This is a genomic window from Aequorivita sp. H23M31, assembly GCF_004022485.1.
In the GTDB taxonomy this organism is placed as follows: domain Bacteria; phylum Bacteroidota; class Bacteroidia; order Flavobacteriales; family Flavobacteriaceae; genus Aequorivita; species Aequorivita ciconiae.
In genome coordinates, this window is sequence record NZ_CP034951.1 from 576,701 (window position 1) to 594,422 (window position 17,722).

15 protein-coding genes and 1 other RNA gene are annotated in these 17,722 nt (G+C 37.6%); 11 read left to right on the plus strand and 5 right to left on the minus strand.

From position 1 onward, the window contains the following. The first annotated feature begins 3 nt into the window (after positions 1-3). From EI546_RS02645 to EI546_RS02675, 7 genes are all read left to right on the plus strand, one after another. Positions 4-1,785: an OstA-like protein gene (locus EI546_RS02645; RefSeq protein WP_128249090.1), complete on the plus strand. Its 1,782-nt coding sequence runs from the start codon at positions 4-6 to the stop codon at positions 1,783-1,785. A 71-nt stretch (positions 1,786-1,856) separates the two neighbouring features. Beyond that, positions 1,857-3,041: an aspartate aminotransferase family protein gene (locus EI546_RS02650; protein WP_128251513.1), complete on the plus strand. Its 1,185-nt coding sequence runs from the start codon at positions 1,857-1,859 to the stop codon at positions 3,039-3,041. A 141-nt stretch (positions 3,042-3,182) separates the two neighbouring features. Beyond that, positions 3,183-4,583 (plus strand): tetratricopeptide repeat protein, encoded by a 1,401-nt coding sequence (locus EI546_RS02655; protein WP_128249091.1) that lies wholly within the window; start codon positions 3,183-3,185, stop codon positions 4,581-4,583. Positions 4,584-4,616: 33 nt separating this feature from the next. Continuing rightward, positions 4,617-5,609 carry a DUF368 domain-containing protein gene (locus tag EI546_RS02660; protein ID WP_128249092.1) on the plus strand — a complete coding sequence of 331 codons (993 nt, stop codon included), beginning with the start codon at positions 4,617-4,619 and terminating at the stop codon, positions 5,607-5,609. 159 nt (positions 5,610-5,768) lie between these two features. Continuing rightward, the gene (locus tag EI546_RS02665; protein WP_128249093.1) at positions 5,769-6,791 is read left to right on the plus strand and encodes a DUF368 domain-containing protein; all 1,023 of its coding nucleotides are present in this window, start codon (positions 5,769-5,771) and stop codon (positions 6,789-6,791) included. Next, entirely contained in the window at positions 6,784-7,512 is a 729-nt protein-coding gene (locus tag EI546_RS02670; protein ID WP_128249094.1) for a shikimate dehydrogenase family protein, read from the plus strand. Before EI546_RS02665 ends, EI546_RS02670 begins: the two co-directional genes overlap by 8 nt. A 98-nt stretch (positions 7,513-7,610) precedes the next feature. Next, on the plus strand, positions 7,611-9,845 hold the full coding sequence (locus EI546_RS02675) for a DUF349 domain-containing protein (protein WP_128249095.1): 2,235 nt from the start codon (positions 7,611-7,613) through the stop codon (positions 9,843-9,845). Between the two features lie 165 nt (positions 9,846-10,010). Here the strand turns inward: EI546_RS02675 and mazG are convergent, their stop codons facing one another. Continuing rightward, positions 10,011-10,784 carry a nucleoside triphosphate pyrophosphohydrolase gene (gene mazG, locus EI546_RS02680; protein WP_128249096.1) on the minus strand — a complete coding sequence of 258 codons (774 nt, stop codon included), beginning with the start codon at positions 10,782-10,784 and terminating at the stop codon, positions 10,011-10,013. Positions 10,785-10,935: 151 nt separating this feature from the next. Beyond that, positions 10,936-11,742 carry an SDR family oxidoreductase gene (locus EI546_RS02685; protein WP_128249097.1) on the minus strand — a complete coding sequence of 269 codons (807 nt, stop codon included), beginning with the start codon at positions 11,740-11,742 and terminating at the stop codon, positions 10,936-10,938. Positions 11,743-11,885: 143 nt separating this feature from the next. On the opposite strand from EI546_RS02685, the gene EI546_RS02690 reads away from it, so the two are divergent. Further along, the gene (locus EI546_RS02690; RefSeq protein ID WP_128249098.1) at positions 11,886-12,416 is read left to right on the plus strand and encodes a DNA-3-methyladenine glycosylase; all 531 of its coding nucleotides are present in this window, start codon (positions 11,886-11,888) and stop codon (positions 12,414-12,416) included. A gap of 33 nt (positions 12,417-12,449) precedes the next feature. Here EI546_RS02690 and ffs read toward each other — a convergent pair. Continuing rightward, an RNA gene (ffs, locus tag EI546_RS02695) (signal recognition particle sRNA small type) lies at positions 12,450-12,548 on the minus strand. 89 nt (positions 12,549-12,637) lie between these two features. Here ffs and EI546_RS02700 point away from each other — a divergent pair. Next, a complete protein-coding gene (locus EI546_RS02700; protein WP_128249099.1) occupies positions 12,638-13,687 on the plus strand; it encodes a glutaminyl-peptide cyclotransferase in 1,050 nt (349 codons plus the stop codon). Between the two features lie 154 nt (positions 13,688-13,841). Beyond that, positions 13,842-15,368 carry a hypothetical protein gene (locus EI546_RS02705; RefSeq protein ID WP_128249100.1) on the plus strand — a complete coding sequence of 509 codons (1,527 nt, stop codon included), beginning with the start codon at positions 13,842-13,844 and terminating at the stop codon, positions 15,366-15,368. A 77-nt stretch (positions 15,369-15,445) separates the two neighbouring features. Here the strand turns inward: EI546_RS02705 and EI546_RS02710 are convergent, their stop codons facing one another. After that, positions 15,446-16,285, minus strand: a complete 840-nt coding sequence (locus EI546_RS02710) for a 1,4-dihydroxy-2-naphthoyl-CoA synthase (protein ID WP_128251514.1) — start codon at positions 16,283-16,285, stop codon at positions 15,446-15,448. Positions 16,286-16,427: 142 nt separating this feature from the next. Here EI546_RS02710 and EI546_RS02715 point away from each other — a divergent pair, with 142 nt between their 5' ends. After that, positions 16,428-16,889: a hypothetical protein gene (locus EI546_RS02715; RefSeq protein ID WP_128249101.1), complete on the plus strand. Its 462-nt coding sequence runs from the start codon at positions 16,428-16,430 to the stop codon at positions 16,887-16,889. A gap of 119 nt (positions 16,890-17,008) precedes the next feature. On the opposite strand, the gene EI546_RS02720 is transcribed toward EI546_RS02715, so the two are convergent. Next, positions 17,009-17,464, minus strand: coding sequence for a universal stress protein (locus EI546_RS02720; RefSeq protein WP_128249102.1), 456 nt, complete (start codon positions 17,462-17,464; stop codon positions 17,009-17,011). Between the last annotated feature and the right edge of the window lie 258 nt (positions 17,465-17,722).

Here is a 17,722-nt window from a genome sequence, read left to right on the forward strand (position 1 = left end):
TTAATGACAGAAAAACCTATTTTGAAAATATCGTATTTCTTTTCATTTGTAATCTTCTTTTTTTTTGGAGCAACACTTTCGGCCCAGAAAAAAGAACAGGTTGATATTCAATCGGGTTATCTTGAAAGACGTCCTGAATTTCCCGATGCAGCTATTTATACCATGGACGAAACCGGACAAGTTTATATCGTTCACGAAGGAGTTCAAATGTGGTGCGACCAAGCATTTGTTTATATTAAAGAAAATTTTGTCAAAGCTTATGGCGACGTCCGAATAACGCAGGCGGATACCATTTCCTTAAATAGCAATTACGCGGAATATAATGGTAATACTCAATTTGCATTTGCCAGCGGCAATGTAATCTTAACAGAGCCGAAAACCACACTTCAAACTGACACGCTATATTTTGACCGAATAAAGCAGCAAGCTTACTATCGCACAGGTGGAACGGTGAGAGATACTGCTAGCGTCCTCACCAGTAAAAGCGGAAGATATTTTGCGGATAGTAAAAAGTATCAGTTTCTCGCTGATGTAAAAATTGTCAACCCAAAATACACTCTTAAAAGCAACCAATTGGATTTCTTTTCGGAAACTGGTGGAGCGTATCTTTATGGTCCTTCGACTATCACCAGCGAGACGAGTACAATATATTGTGAACGGGGATATTACGACACCCGTGGAGATACCGGATATTTTGTTAAAAATTCCAGAGTTGATTATGAAAACCGCGTCCTTTATGGCGACAGTATTTACTTTAATAGAAAGGAGAGTTTCGCTTCCGCTACGAACAACATAAGAGTAATCGACACAATGAACAATAGCGAACTCAGAGGACACTATGCCGAAGTCTTTCGCGAAAAAGATTCTGTTTTTATTACGAAAAGAGCCTTGGCCATTACCGTAAGAGAAAAAGATACCTTCTACGTTCACGCAGATACCTTAAGGATAACAGGAAAACCAGATAATCGAATTCTACGGGGATTTTATCGGGCACGGATGTTCAACCCAGGCAAGATGGAGGAAGAACCCATGAGCGGAAAATGTGATTCTATCTATGTAGATGAAAAAAGAGGAATTACAAAATTGTTGCGAAATCCGGTCCTTTGGAGTGGTGACAATCAAATGACTGGAGATACGATCCATCTTCTATCAGACACCCTGACCGATAAACTGGATACCTTGAAGGTTTTCAACAATGCCTTCCTGATCCAAAAAGACAGCACCGGTTTTAATCAGGTAAAAGGAGAACGACTAACAGGACTATTCACTAACAATGAATTGGATACGGTAAATATAAATAAGAACGCTCAAGTTCTTTATTATTTGCGAAATGATGAAGGAGAACTTACAGGAATAAATGTCACTTTGGCAAGTTCTATCCAAATGTACCTTGAAAATCAACAAATTACAGGGGTTAAATTTTTCAAAAAGGTACCCGGCAAACTGAATCCGCCCTCCAAGTTTCCAGAAAATGCTCGTTTGCTGACTGGTTTCAATTGGAGAGGAGAAGAACGATTGTATTCTATTGCAGATCTTTTTAAAGGAAAACCGGTTCCTATTCTACCTAAGATCACAGGAATTCCGTTACCAGAAGATGAAGGACAATTTTTTGAGAATATCCCTATTGAAGAGGTTAAACTGCCCAAAGAATCAAAACTTTCTCCTAAGGATCTACAAAATAGACCTGACGACCCAAAACCGGAGACCGAAGAAAACGAGGTAATCGAGGAGGAAAAAGTTCCCGAAAAAACGGAATCTGCTCCGGCATTCGGGAAGAAACAATAATTTTGTTCGGCATAATCTGCAGATAGTTTCTAATTTTCGCGAATTTGCCAAATCACATTTCCAATTATATAATGATAGACGATTTTTATAAATACCAGGCTCAAACGAGCCCCCATCCTTTGGCTTTGGAAATTTCCCATGCAAAAGGGAGTTATATATATGACACTTCAGGGAGAAGCCACTTGGATTTTGTGGCTGGAGTTTCTGCCTGTACCCTAGGACATTGCCATCCCCGGGTTGTTTCCGAAATTAAAAACCAAGTTGAGAAGTACCTTCACGTAATGGTATATGGGGAATATATTCAAGAACCTGCTGTTGCACTTGCCAAATTGCTTTCAGAAAATCTTCCGGATAATCTGGATAGTACCTATTTAGTAAACAGTGGCACCGAAGCTATTGAAGGCTCGTTAAAGCTAGCCCGCCGTGCCACTGGAAGATCTCAAATTCTATATGCCCACAATGCTTATCATGGAAACACCATGGGCTCAATGAGCGTAATGGGTTTTGAAGAGCGAAAAAACGCCTTTAAACCTTTGGTTCCCGATTGTTTTCCCATCACTTTTAACAACGAAAACGATTTATCCAAAATTACTTCTGAAACTGCCGCGGTCATTTTAGAGACCATTCAGGGTGGCGCTGGCTTCGTTCAACCTGAAAATGATTATTTCAAAAAATTGAGAGAGCGCTGCAACAAAACAGGAACTCTGCTTATTTTAGATGAAATACAACCTGGCTTTGGAAGAACGGGAAAACTTTTTGCCTTTCAACATTTTGGGATTGTTCCAGACATTTTAGTTATGGGCAAAGGAATGGCCAGCGGAATGCCGATTGGTGCATTTACTGCCTCTCACAAGGTTATGGCACTACTTCAGGATCATCCTAAGTTAGGTCATATTACCACCTTCGGCGGAAATCCCGTAATTGCATCAGCCGCCTTGGCAACTCTGAGGGAATTGACTGAAACAGATTTGATAGAGCAAACCCTTAAGAAGGAAAAACTTTTCAGAAAACTTTTAAAACATCCCCTAATAAAAGAAGTTCGCGGAAGAGGCCTTATGTTGGCTCCCATTTTGGAAACCTCTGAACTCGCTACTGAGGTAATCCTGCGAGCAAAAGATGAAGGCCTTATACTTTTTTGGTTACTTTTTGAAGGACGAGCGATTCGCATAACGCCGCCTCTAACTATTTCCATTGATGAAATTAAGGAAGGATGCCAAAAACTCATAAATATACTAAATGGCATCAATTCTCAGTAAGGAAAACCAACAAACTGTTAATCAACAATATACACGCATATTTGTGTTAATAAGTCCGTTAACAATAAACACGGCATAACAATTGAAATATCATTAACATTATTATCTTTAAAAATAGAAGAACCCGTTAAACCGTGCAGTATGGAATTAAGTTCGGACGAGCATAACAACTTCTCCCTGGCCAGATTCGAATCGATGTTAAAGACGAACAATGTTCTTTTCTTTGATTCAGAGGAATTTGAGGACATCGTGCATTATTATCTGGAGAACGGAAAAATAGCACTTGCCAAAAAAGCCACTAAACTTGGGCTGGAACAACATCCCTCTTCTACTAACCTCAAGCTTTTTCAAATAGAGATGTACATCTTTGAGGATAAGCTTGAACTTGCTGAAGAACTCCTGGATGTACTTTCTCTTTTGGAGCAGAGCAATGAGGAAATTTATATCCAAAAAGCCAACATATATTCCCGTAGGGACAATCATAAAGAAGCTATAAAACTACTTGAAAAGGCATTGGAAATAACCGATGATCCCGTGGATGTACTTTCCCTATTGGGAATGGAATACCTCTTTATGGAAGACTTTGAGCACGCAAAGCTCTTTTTTATGCGCTGCCTGGAAGAAGATGAAGAAGATTATTCTGCCTTATTTAATGTTGTTTACTGTTTTGAATATTTAGAGGAACATGAAGAAGCTATCGATTTTCTGAACGACTTTCTAAATAAAAATCCTTATTGCGGAGTTGCTTGGCTACAAGTAGGAAAACAATATTACGAGCTAAAGAAATATAAAAGAGCTCTTGCCGCTTATGATTTTGCCATTATTAGTGATGATAGTTTTATAGGAGCTTACCTTGAAAAAGGAAGGGTTTTGGAGAAATTGAAAAGATACACTGAAGCTATTGAAAGCTATTCAATAACTTTAGGGCTTGACGATCCCACCTCCTATGCCCTATTGCGGATTGGTAAATGCTATGAAAAATTGGGCAATGCCGAGTTGGCAATTCAATTTTACACCAAATGTGTAGAGGAAGATGGTCTTTTAGATAAGGGCTGGATTGCCATTACCGACTTTTATTATAAAAATAGACAGTTTCAAAAAGCCCTTTATTATATTGAAAAGGCAATAAGCATCGACGGTGAAAATGTGGCTTATTGGAAACGTTATGCTAAGATAAACAATCGTCTAAAACATTTTGAAGAAGCGGAAGTTGGCTACCGAAAAGCCCTAGAACTGGGAAACTATGAACTGGAATCCTGGCTAACTCGAGGAGATATACTTACCAATCTTGGAGAGTATGAAGCTGCAGTAAACAATTTTAACCAAGCTTTGGAATTTTATCCTACAAATCCAGAGATTGAATACCGCTTATCTGGACTATACTTCTCACTACGCGAATCCGCAAAAGGAGAATTCCACCTAAGGAATGCACTTAAGGCAGAGCCAGAGTTTCTCATGATTATTGAAGAGATTTTTCCCTTGGTTTATCGTATGAAGAAGGTAAAGCAAATTATAGCCCAGCACAAAAATCCATCTCTTTAATTTGTTTACTTTTGGGGTTTATCAAAAATAATTATGCCTCAAAGAACTTTTCTCCAATATCTTTTAATTACTGCAAAAGGCCTTGCAATGGGCGCTGCGGATGTTGTTCCAGGAGTTTCTGGTGGGACAATAGCTTTCATTTCAGGTATTTATGAAGAACTCATAGAGACCATTCATAAGATTGATTTGGGGTTTTTCAAAATTTGGAAAAATGAGGGCTTTCTTAAAGCCTGGCGGGAATATAACCTGTCCTTTTTACTATCACTATTTGTAGGAATTTTCATTAGCATCCTATCCCTGGCAAAACTGATTACATGGCTCTTGGCTGAATATCCAATTATGGTATGGTCATTTTTCTTCGGTTTGGTAATTGCCAGCATAGTATATGTGGGAAATCAAATGACCAGTTGGAGATTTACCGTAATTCTGGCAATGGTTATTGCTTCAGTTTTATCCTATTTGATAACCATCGCGGATCCAATAGGTTCACCCGATAGTCTTTGGTTTCTTTTTGTAGCTGGTTTTATTGCCATTATCGCCATGATTCTTCCGGGGATATCAGGTGCATTTATCCTTCTTTTATTAGGGGCTTATACCGCCGTTATCGGTATTGTTACACAATTGGGAGATGGAATTACCACGTTGGACAGTTCTTTATTTCTACAAGCCTTCGGCAAATTACTGATTTTTGGGATCGGCGCGATTCTCGGATTGAAAATTTTCTCAAACACTTTGAATTGGATGTTCAAACATCATAAGAACATGACCTTAGCCGTTCTTACAGGCTTTATGATCGGTGCATTAAATAAAATTTGGCCGTGGAAGGAAATATTGCAATATCGAACGAATCACGCTGGGGAGGAAATTCCTTTTATTGAAAGAAGTGTTTTACCCCAAAATTATGAGGGTGATCCTCAAATCTTGTTGGCTATCGTCTTCGGAATAATTGGATTCCTGACTATATTTTTATTAGAGAGGCTTGCAGTGGGTAAAGACGTAACTGAGAATAAGGAGATTGAAGTTTAACTTGAGATAAATAATCATAAAACTATTATATTAAGTTATTTAAATTGAGAAACAAAATTTTCGATTCTCTAAAAACAAATAGATAAATTTCCAGAATTACAAATCGTAAGTAAAAATTGAAAAGAGTCATAACACCAAAAACGGAACACGGTTCTTAAAATGTACGAAAATAGATCCTTTTCTGATAAAGCTTGGTTGGTCCTCAAAGGTCTGGGGATGGGCGCAGCCAATAAAGTTCCAGGTGTTTCGGGAGGAGTAGTAGCTTTTGTTGCTGGGTTTTATGAAGAATTTATTTATTCCCTTCAAAAAGTCAATATGAAGGCTTTTAAGCTTTTGATAAACGGACGTTTTAAAAGTTTTTACAGATATATCAACGGCCAGTTTCTCCTGCTTCTTATCTTGGGAATGGTAATCAGTTACTTCAGCGTTTCCAAATTATTGGATTATTTGATACTGCATTACGAACTTTTCGTCTGGAGTACTTTCTTCGGTATGATTATAGGTTCTATTTATTTTATAGCCAAAGATTTCGGGCATTGGAACAGGGAATATTTATTATTTCTCCTTGCAGGAGTCTTGGTAGGCGTGGCAATTAGTTTTTTAGAACCCGCCAAAGAAAACAGCAATCTTATATTCGTTTTTTTCTGTGGGATTATCAGTGTTTCCGGAATGACACTGCCTGGACTCTCAGGTTCCTTTATTCTTATTTTAGTAGGAAATTATGTGCTGTTGCTCGTCGATTCTGTGAACGCACTCTTCGATACATTTGCGAATATATTTCAAGGCGATTTTTCTTGGATCTACAGTGTGGAACGTATTGAGCTTCTTAAAGTATTAGCAGTTTTCTCCATCGGTTCCTTGGTGGGGCTAGTTTCATTTTCGCATCTTTTGGCCTATGTTCTTAAACGATTCAAAAAAGCGACCTACGCAGTTATAATCGGATTTATTTCCGGTTCTTTAGGTGTTGTATGGCCTTGGAAAGATGTTGTCTATAAAACGGATGCCCTGGGAAATGCTATTACCGACGCCAATGGCCGGGACATTATACAGAGTTATAACAGACATTTTCCAACCGATTTTGGGACCGAAACAATTTTGGCAATTGCCTTTATAATTTTTGGTGTTCTAATTGTGCTCAGCCTCGATTGGTACGATCATCACAAACGAACGCAACATGTCTAAATTCGGATTGATTGGAAGAAATATAGATTATTCCTTTTCGAAATCATTTTTTAGCGAAAAATTTGAAAGGGAAAATTTAGCGCATTCCTATGAGAATTTCGATATACCTTCTATAGAAAATTTTCCAGACATAATTTCTGAAACTAACAATCTCCAAGGAATTAATGTTACTATTCCGTATAAACAATCTGTTATTCCATTTCTGGATAGTCTTGATGAAACGGCAGAAAAAATAGGTGCGGTCAACGTTATAAAGGTTTTAGATGATAAAAAATTAAGAGGTTATAATACAGATTATTTCGGCTTTCAAAAATCCCTTTCACACTTTCTTCCCTTAAAGAATAGAAAAGCACTCATTTTAGGAAAAGGGGGTGCCTCAAAAGCCATTGCTTATGCATTGGATAATTTGGGTTTCGACTTCCAATATGTAAGTCGCAGGGATGATGGTTGCCTAAATTATAATCAGCTGGATCGAGAAACAGTTGAAAATCACTTGTTGATTGTTAACTGCACTCCCCTTGGTACTTTTCCCAACATTATGGACTGTCCGGATATCCCTTACCAGTTTGTAACCCCCGATCATCTGCTTTTCGATTTAATTTACAATCCTACAGAAACCAAATTCTTAAAACGAGGTCGACTAAAAGGCGCTAGAACCAGCAATGGTAAGGACATGTTAATACTTCAGGCCGAAAAAGCTTGGGAAATTTGGAAATCGTAGAATTCAACAAAAAGTTTGCCGATGCTTTGTCAATTCGGTTGTTGTTAGTATCTTGACCAGCGTATTAAAATAAAATTCGAACCTCAACATTGAAAGAAATGTCGCAAGAAAAATTGTCTCCGGAAGATAACGAAAATCCTTCCATCGAAAACCAACAAGATTCCCAAACCACTTCAAATGAAACCCAACCCCATCAAAAACTGGACACTGAATCGGTCGTAGATAATGGGGATACAAGCGGAGGAGAAGAAGTAATTGAAAAACCAGATACAAGTTCTGAGAGTGCTTCAGAAGTGGAGCCTATAAACAATCCGGTTTCCGAAGAGCAGAAGAATGTTGAAATAGATTCTCCGAAAGCAGAAGAAACCTCCGAAGAGAAGACAGATTCCAATGTTTCGGATAATTCAATGGAAAAAAAATACGGAGATGAAAATGTTACTACCAGTGAGGTAGAGAGTTCTGAAGCCCAAAAAGTTGCTTTCTCAGAAGCTAAGGCCCCAATGACTTCGGAAGATTCTGAAAACGCAATAGATTCCGAAGCCCCGGATGAAGATGAGGAAGAAGAGGTAGAATCTTCCGAAGATGAAGAACCTGAAGAAGACAAGGAAGAACAAGCCCAAAAAGATTATTCTTCACTCTCTAAAAAGGAACTGATTGCAGAGTTCGAACAACTTCTAAAAAGCAGAAAAATTCAGGATATAAAGCCCGAAGCAGAGGAAATTCGGTCAGAATTCAATAATAAGTTTAACGAAGAGCTCGAACAGAAAAAAGAAGAATTTCTTGCCGAAGGTGGTAATATTATAGACTTCCACTATACTACGCCGTTAAAAAAGGAATTCAATTCCCTTTACTTTGACTACAAGGAAAAACGCAACAATTACTACAAGAACTTAAAGAAAGACCTTCAGGGAAATCTCACTAAACGATGGGAACTTATTGAGGACCTAAAAAGTTTATTGAGTGCCGAGGAGAATATTAATACTACCTATAAACATTTCAAGGATATCCAGGAAAAATGGCATTTGGCTGGAGCAATTCCTAGGGATAAATACAATACCGTTTGGAATACCTACCATCACCACGTAGAGAATTTCTATGATTTCCTTCATCTAAACAGGGAATTCCGCGATTTGGATTTTAAGCACAACCTAGATGCAAAACTTAAGTTGATAACCCGTGCCGAAGAGTTGGCCCAGGAGAACGACATCAACAAGGCATTTAGGGAACTGCAAATGCTACATAAAATGTGGAAAGAGGACATTGGTCCGGTTGCTAAGGAATATAGAGATGAAGTTTGGGATAAATTCAGCGAGGCCACAAAAGTAATCCATGATAAAAGGCAAAATCAATTGGCAGAAATGGAAAAGGAATTCCACGCCAATTATGAAAAGAAAAAAGAAATTGTTGAAGCTTTAAGAAAACAAACCGAAGAAGCCCAACCCAGTCATCAAGGTTGGCAAAATGCTATAAAAGTTGTTCAGGAACTTCGTGATGAATTCTTTAAAACCGGAAGAGTACCACGCACCCACAACAAGGAAATATGGAAATCTTTCAAAGATGCAACCAGTGCGTTTAACAATCAAAAGAACAGTTTTTATAAAAACCAGAAGAAAGACCAATACAGCAATCTTGAAAAGAAAAGGGAGCTAATAAAAATCGCTGAAGACAACAAGGATAGTGAAGATTTTGAGACCACTACTCCTTTGATGAAAAAAATCCAAGACGACTGGAAAACCATTGGGCATGTGCCACGAAGAGATAGTGACAAAATTTGGAAACAGTTTAAAAAAGCTTGTAACCATTATTTTGACCGTCTTAACGCAGAGAAAAATGAGGCGAATAAAGAGGAAATGGCAAATTTTGAAGCCAAGCAGGAAATGCTAAACAAACTGGCTGCTATGGAACTCAGCGGGAACCACAAAGATGATGTTAAAAATATTAAAAAACATATTTCTGAATGGAAGGAAATTGGTCGTGTACCCTACAACAAGCGCTTTATTGAGCAAAAATTCAATAAAACCCTGGACGGCCTATTCTCGAAATTGGATTTAGGAAAAAAGGAAACGGAACTGATAAAATTCGACAACAAGTTGAATACCCTTGTAAACCGAGAAGACGACAGAAAACTGCAAAACGAACATTTCTTTATTTCCAAGAAAATTGACGAAACCCGAGATGAAATACGCCAATTGGAAAACAACCTAGGTTTCTTCCATCACGTGGATGAAAACAATCCGATGGTAAGAGAAGTGCACAACAACATCGCCAGACATAAAGAGCAATTGGAAGTGTGGAAAGCAAAACTATCGAAAATTAAAGAAATCCGAGAATAGTAAAAATTTCCAGTTTACTTTAAATTAGGAGCGGCTAGTGTACGAAATACTGGCTGCTCTTTTTTATAACAAATAGACATAATGAATAATCAATAATTAATAATGAATACCGACCACCGACTACAGACTACAGACTACTACTGACTCCTGACTAATGACCGCTGACTACTGATTCTTAGCTTCATTCCAATATACATCCATCTCCGCGAGAGTCATATCTTTAAGCGATTTGTTTAATCCAGCGGCCTTATCTTCAAGATACTGAAAACGTTTAATAAATTTTTTATTGGTTCGTTCGAGAGCGTTCTCGGGATTTATATTTAGAAAACGCGCGTAGTTAATCATTGAGAATAGAACATCCCCAAACTCGGCTTCCATTTTCTCGGGATTATTATCAGAAATCTCTTGTTGCAGTTCGCCCAATTCTTCTTGAAGCTTTTCGAATACTTGTTGTGGTTCCTCCCAATCAAATCCTACTCCTGCAACCTTTTCTTGTATTCTGCTCGCTTTTACAACCGCAGGTAAAGACTTTGGCACCCCTTCCAAAACACTTTTTTTACCTTCCCTGAGTTTTAGATTTTCCCAATTTCGTTTTACTTCTTCTTCATCAGCTACTTTTACATCCCCATAAATATGCGGATGTCTGGAAATCAGTTTTTCACAAATGGAATTACAGACATCAGCAATATCAAAATTATTGGATTCACTGCCAATTTTCGAGTAGAAGACAATGTGTAAAAGTACATCTCCCAATTCCTTTTTAACTTCCTCCAAATCGTTATCAAGGATTGCATCTCCCAGCTCATAGGTTTCTTCAATGGTTAAATGCCGAAGCGTTTCCATAGTTTGCTTTCGGTCCCACGGGCATTGTTCCCTCAGTTCGTCCATAATGGTCAACAGTCTATCAAATGCCTGGAGTTGCTCTTTTCGGGAATTCATAAATCTGGATTTTTTATTTATTGATTCAAAAATATTCTGATTGGGACTTTAGTGCACTTTTAAAAAATAAATTTAAATCGGAAAGGGATAATTATACAGCTCGAAATCAGCTATAATTGAAAAGTGGATTTCAAATAAAGCAAAAGAAGTATCATTTTAATTTATAATGTTTCAAAAGCAAATTTTCATAAACCTTGTCGGGAAGAATCCGTTTTAAAACGATAGATATTTTCTGCATCGGTGCCCCTACCCTATAATGAATTTTTGGATTTTTCGTGTTTATTATACCGTATATTACCTTCGCCATTTTTATTGGATCTTCACCACCATCCACGTGTTCGTCCATTAATTTGAGCGTATTGCTATAAGCTCTTTTATAAGGTGAGTTTTCTAAAACGGGGGAGTGATAACGGCCAGCGGCTATATTGGTCGCAAAATCCCCAGGTGCGACGTTGGTCATTTTTATTCCAAATTGAAGTGTTTCCATTCGCATGGCTTCAATGGTTATTTCAAATGCTGCCTTGGTAGCCGAATAAATTCCTCGGTATGGCAAACCCATATATCCCGCAATAGAAGTAACATTAATAATATAACCTTCTCCTTGTTTCCTCATTTGGGGCAAAACCGCTTTTATCACATTTATGGGACCGAATAAGTTAGTGCCAAAGGCATTTTTAATCTCGTTTTCTGGTGTTTCCTCAATAGGTCCGGTAATTCCAACACCAGCATTGTTTATAACCACATCAATCCTACCCTTTTTTGAGATTATTTCGGAAACAGCGGCTGTAATAGAATCGGTATCATTCACATCCATTTTAATAAGAGGGAATTTCGAATCCTTTATACGTTCGGGATTTCTACTGGTTCCAAAAACCACATAATTCCGCAAAGAAAGATATTCTCCAATCGCCTTCCCAATTCCAGATGAAGCACCGGTAATAAATATTACTTTTGACATAAATAACTGATAAAGTACAAAGGTGCGCTTATGCCTTAAGTTTTGCAAATTTCATTTGTATTGAAAGATTTAAATGTTTTATTGCATTTTACAGCGGACAGATATTAAAAAAAATAATCAGGAGAATTAAAAAACGAACTTTAATGTTAAACAAAAAACTGGATCGAGAATATTTCCGTTCGCAAAATTCATTGGTTCTAGCTGAAGATCTGCTTGGGAAAATTTTGGTGCGTGATTTTGGAAATGGTCATATTCTAAGAGCACCGATTCTTGAAACCGAAGCATACTTGGGCGCTAATGATTTAGCAAGCCACGCAAGCAAAGGTCGAACCCAACGAACTGAGATAATGTTTGCTCCGGGTGGAGTTGTCTATGCATACCTAATATATGGAGTTCATTGGATGTTAAACATTGTAACAGGTCCGAAAGATCATCCAGAGGCTGTTTTGATCAGAGGGGTGGAAAATTGTATTGGTCCCGGAAGAGTTGGAAAATTAATAGGATTGGACCGCTCTTTTTATGGGGAAAACTTAGAATTTTCCAAAAGGATATGGATTGAAGATGCTCAAAGCCAAGGTGATATTATAACTTCCACCAGAATTGGGATAGATTATGCGGGAGAAATTTGGAAAAATAAGCCCTGGCGGTTTACATTGAAAACTAGGACTTTTTAGAATATTTGGGAAGAAGAGTTAATTCCAAAAAAAAAGTGGCAAGCTACCTACATCACACCGCTACGACCATTTACCTTTGCTGCGTTCCCGCCCTGGAGGATTCAACAGGAGCTGGTTGTGTAGGACTTGCCACGGCGCAAATATAGGTTTTTTTACATGTCCTTCCAAGGCTTTTAGTTTTCATTTTTAATAAATACCTTGCAGCAAAAATATACGATTATATGAAGTTTTATAATTACTTAATAACTATAGTTTTAGGCAGCTTCTTAATTAGCTGCGGAGATAATTCAAAAGGTGAAAATGATGCTTTTTCAATCGAAATACAGAATGAACAGAAAACATATACTCCACAAGATGTTCTAACATTTTCTATAACCAACAAAAAAAATATCACGATTGATTCCATAGCTTACTTCTTAAACCAAGACAGAATATCGGTTGCAGATAATAAATTTTCACTTTCGGATAAAAAGTTGGGAATGAAAACCTTAAAAGCGAAAATTTACGGCAACGGTAAGGAATACGAAACTACTCACAACCTAACAATTCTATCCTCGATAAAGCCAAAACTTTATACCTATACTATTCTCGAAACTTTTCCTCACGACATTACGGCATACACCCAGGGCTTGGAATTTGCAAACGATACCTTATATGAAAGCACCGGGCAGTACAAACATTCCTCTCTAAGGAAAACAGATTACAAAACTGGGGAAGTTCTTCAAAAAGTTCTATTATCCGATGCCTTTTTTGGCGAAGGTCTTACTATTTTGAACAATAAAATCTATCAACTTACATGGCGGGAGAAGACTGGATTTATTTACAATCTAAAAACAATGGAACAAACAGGGACCTTTGTATATGGCGCAAGCAAGGAAGGCTGGGGATTATGTAACGACGGTACCAATATTTACAAAAGTGATGGAACGGACAGGATTTGGACTTTAAGCGCCAACAATCTCGCGGAAATGGACTACATAGAAATATTCACCAATACCAGTAAAATAAACAGTGTAAACGAATTGGAATGGGTAGAAGGAAAAATTTACGCCAATGTTTACCAACAGGGATCGATAGCAATAATCGACCCTAAAAATGGTGCGGTAGAAGGCGTGATTGATCTAACTGATCTGAAAACAAAGGTGACACAACATCCCGAACTTGATGTGCTAAACGGAATAGCATATAAAGGAGAACCCAATATCCTCTATATTACGGGAAAAAACTGGGACAAGTTGTTTAAAATTGAAATTATAGAAAAGGGAAAATAGCTATTTAAAATTCTCTCGGTTATCGATTTTAAGTCCGAAATACTGAAACCGCTTAATATTCCCTCTTTCACAATAATAAGAGGTATTAAAAGTTATATTTTTACCAAAATTTCTTGATGGAATTTTCTCTCAAGGAAATAAATAGAATAGATAGATGAAATATATATACGGCTTAGCGATTTTGTGTTGTTTAGTACTTTGGAGTTCTTGTCGCAATGATTTTGAAACTGTAGCAAGTAGCGGAAATCTTGAGTTCTCCAAAGATACCGTCTATCTAGATACAATATTTACTAATATTGGTTCTAGCACATATAACCTTAAGGTTTATAACAATAGTAAAGATGATATTCACATTCCCAGCCTGGGTCTGGCACAAGGAGAATCTTCACATTATAGATTGAACGTTGATGGAGTACCTGGAAAGGTCTTTAAAGATGTTCAGATTTTGGCCAAGGACAGTATTTTTATTTTTGTTGAAACCACTTTTGATATCAGCAATCCTCCAGTGGCATCCAACGAATTTCTTTATACGGATCAGATCGTTTTCGACAGCGGTTCGAAAGAGCAAAAGGTAGAATTGGTTACCCTGGTAAAGGATGCCGTTTTTCTCTACCCTGAAAGATTTGAAGATGGTACTACAGAAACTTTAACTCTGGGTTCCGGTGAAGATACTATCGAAATCCCAGGATTTTTCCTTGATGACAATGAACTTACTTTTACTAATGAAAAGCCCTATGTTATATATGGTTTCGCCGCAGTTAAACGAAATAAGACGCTAACGGTTGAGGCTGGAGCACGAGTACATTTCCATTATAATAGCGGCATTATGGTGGCAGGATCTATTAAAGTAATGGGCGAAGAAAGTATGGACCGTGACGCAATGGAAAATGAAGTTATTTTCCAAGGAGATAGGTTGGAGCCATTTTTTAAAGATGTGCCCGGACAGTGGGCATATATAAGATTAACAGATGGCAGTACAGGTAATGAATTCCATCACACAACTATAAAAAATGCCCAGATTGGTCTGGTAGTGGAAAATAGTCCAGTCACTTTTAAGGATGTGGAAATTTATAATAATTCCAATATTGGGTTGTTATCCCGTACGGGAACTATTTACGGTGAAAACATGGTGATCAACAATTCTGGTCAAGCTTCCCTTTTAATCCAATTGGGTGGAAGTTATGAATTTAACCACTGCACTTTTGTCAATTACTCCAAAACCGGTTTTAGAAATTTCCCATCCGTAATGATCTCGAATGCGTTGGAAGTCGAGGACGGCAATCTAATAGCCGACCTGAATAAAGCAGATTTTACAAATTGCATAATCTACGGAAGCGAACGATTTGAATTTTCCTTGGGTAAAATTGAGGGAGCCCAGTTCAACTTCAATTTTAAAAATAGTTTGTTGCGTTTTGAAGATACACGTGGCGAATTTACCAACAATCCACTCTACGATTTCTTAAATCCCGTGCGATATACAGATATCGTTTTAAATGCGCAGCCCTATTTTCAAAATACGGATCTCAACAATTTTAATATTGAAAAAGAAACCTCTGGAGCAGAAAATATAGGCATCTATCTTACAAATCCACCATCCATTCTTAAAGATTTAAACGGAGTAAATAGAAGCAATCCACCAGATGCGGGAGCTTATGAAAGTTCGGTCTTTCCTGAAGATTAAAGTTTGAGAAGTAAAATCAATCTAGTATTATAACAAAAAAGAAACTCATCGGCTTAATGCCAATGAGTTTCTTCATTTTAAGGCAACCATTTTTTTTCGAAATTCGGCTTTCTTTTTTCCAAAAATGCATCCCGTCCCTCTTTCGCTTCTTCTGTCATATATGCAAGACGCGTAGCTTCACCGGCGAATACTTGCTGGCCAACCATTCCATCATCTGTGAGGTTCATAGCAAATTTCAACATCTTTATAGAAGTTGGTGACTTTGCTAAAATCTCCTGTGCCCATTCGTAAGCAGTATCTTCGAGTTCATCGTGAGGTACCACGGCATTAACCATTCCCATTTCAAAAGCTTCCTGAGCAGAATAATTTCTTCCCAAGAAAAATATTTCTCTAGCTCTTTTTTGCCCCACCATTTTAGCAAGATATGCACTTCCGTACCCTCCATCAAAACTGGTAACATCTGCATCGGTCTGTTTAAAAATAGCGTGTTCCTTGCTCGCGAGCGTCAAATCACATACCACATGGAGGCTATGCCCTCCACCCACGGCCCATCCCGGGACCACACAAATAACAGCTTTAGGCATAAAACGGATAAGACGTTGGACATCCAGAATATTTAGACGATGGTAACCATCCTCACCCACATATCCCTGATGGCCTCTTGCGCTCTGATCTCCGCCACTGCAAAAACTGTAAACCCCATCTTTCGGGGAAGGTCCTTCCGCCGAAAGCAAAACTACCCCAATTGAAGTATCTTCTTGGGCATCGTGAAAAGCCTCTAGCAATTCCGCAGTAGTTTTGGGTCTAAATGCATTTCTAACTTCAGGGCGGTTAAAAGCAATTCTAGCTACGCCATTCGATTTTTTATATGTTATATCAGTAAATTCTTTGACAATTTTCCAATTGGGAGCAGACATATTTATTTCTTTTTGTTTTTTTTTCAAAGATAATAATTCCCATCTCAGAATAGACGACAATTATATTCCTGTTTCTATTCTGAAGTGATGGAATGCCAATTCAAATTTAGAATTTGGCGCAAAATTTGATATCTTTGCAATTATGAAAAAGCTGTTGTTTCTTCTTATACTTTTTCCGGTAATCGCTTCGGCCCAAATGGATTTTGAGACCCATAGGGGAAGGTTGGATAAGCTGTTTCTTCCTGAAACGGATAATTTACCAGCAATCCCTTCCAGCTTAAAATTCGTAAACAAATATTCCAAAATGCCATTTTCCTTTCGGCTGAGTAAAGAAAATTTCCGTCAACCCGTAAGTATGTCAGATGCTATGGCCTCTACCCAAAATTATGAGGAGTCCAGAATAAAGACTTCATTGAATGCCAAAAGTTTTGGTATTTCTGCAGGGAATAGCACTTACAGTCCCGATGGTTCCACAAAAGTTCAAAATTTTGTTTATGAAGACGCAAGACGTGGTTTTATCTTTAGGGATTACAATTCGCCCTATATGCCCAATGGAGAATATAGACGTTTTTCACCATATAGAATGGGAAATAGCTATTACTAATTCCATTCTATTTAAAAAATTTAACCCTCTATAAGCTAGAAAGTTAGAAAGTTAATCATTATTTTTTGGGAGGCAATTAATACAATTAAGCGACCAGACAATTGTTGGGATTCCTAATTTTATTGATTAATTGGAACCATATAAACGGGAATTTTTGTCCGCTCCAAAACACTTGAGGCAACGGTACCCAGGAAAATCTTCTCTAGTGCGCCATGGCTATGCGTACCCATCACGATTAAGTCCGCTCCCCATTCTTCAGAATATTCCAATATTTTTTTGGCAGTATCACCCTCCACTAGATGTGTGGTAATATTTTCTCCGTTTAAATGCTTTTTCGTTTTTTCGAGATAATCCTGAGCAACTTTTACAAATTCATTCTGTATATTATAATCCACGGGAAAGGCATATCCTTCATAACCCATAAAAGGTTCGTATTGTACTCCATAGTAACGAACATCTGCCAGTACGTGGAATAAACATAATTCTGCTCCCATCAACTGGGCCATTTCATATCCTTTTCTTACCACCTTCTCCGCATTCGGATTATAATCCACGGTAATCATTACTTTTTTCATATTAAAATGCTTTTCAGATTGTTATACTTTTTTTTAAATTTTATCAGTTTGCAAAATGCAGCATATTTTACAATACCAACCAATTTCCTACACGCTGCTTAAAGATATAACTTCTATTTAAAATCAACTGATTTATCCAGGATGAAGTTGCAATTTCAGAAAAAGAATTCAACACCATTAAAAAAGTTTTGGAATGAATTTTTAAAAAGGCAGAAATACTTTTTTGATCATCTTTTTTTTGGAGTTATTTTAAAATAA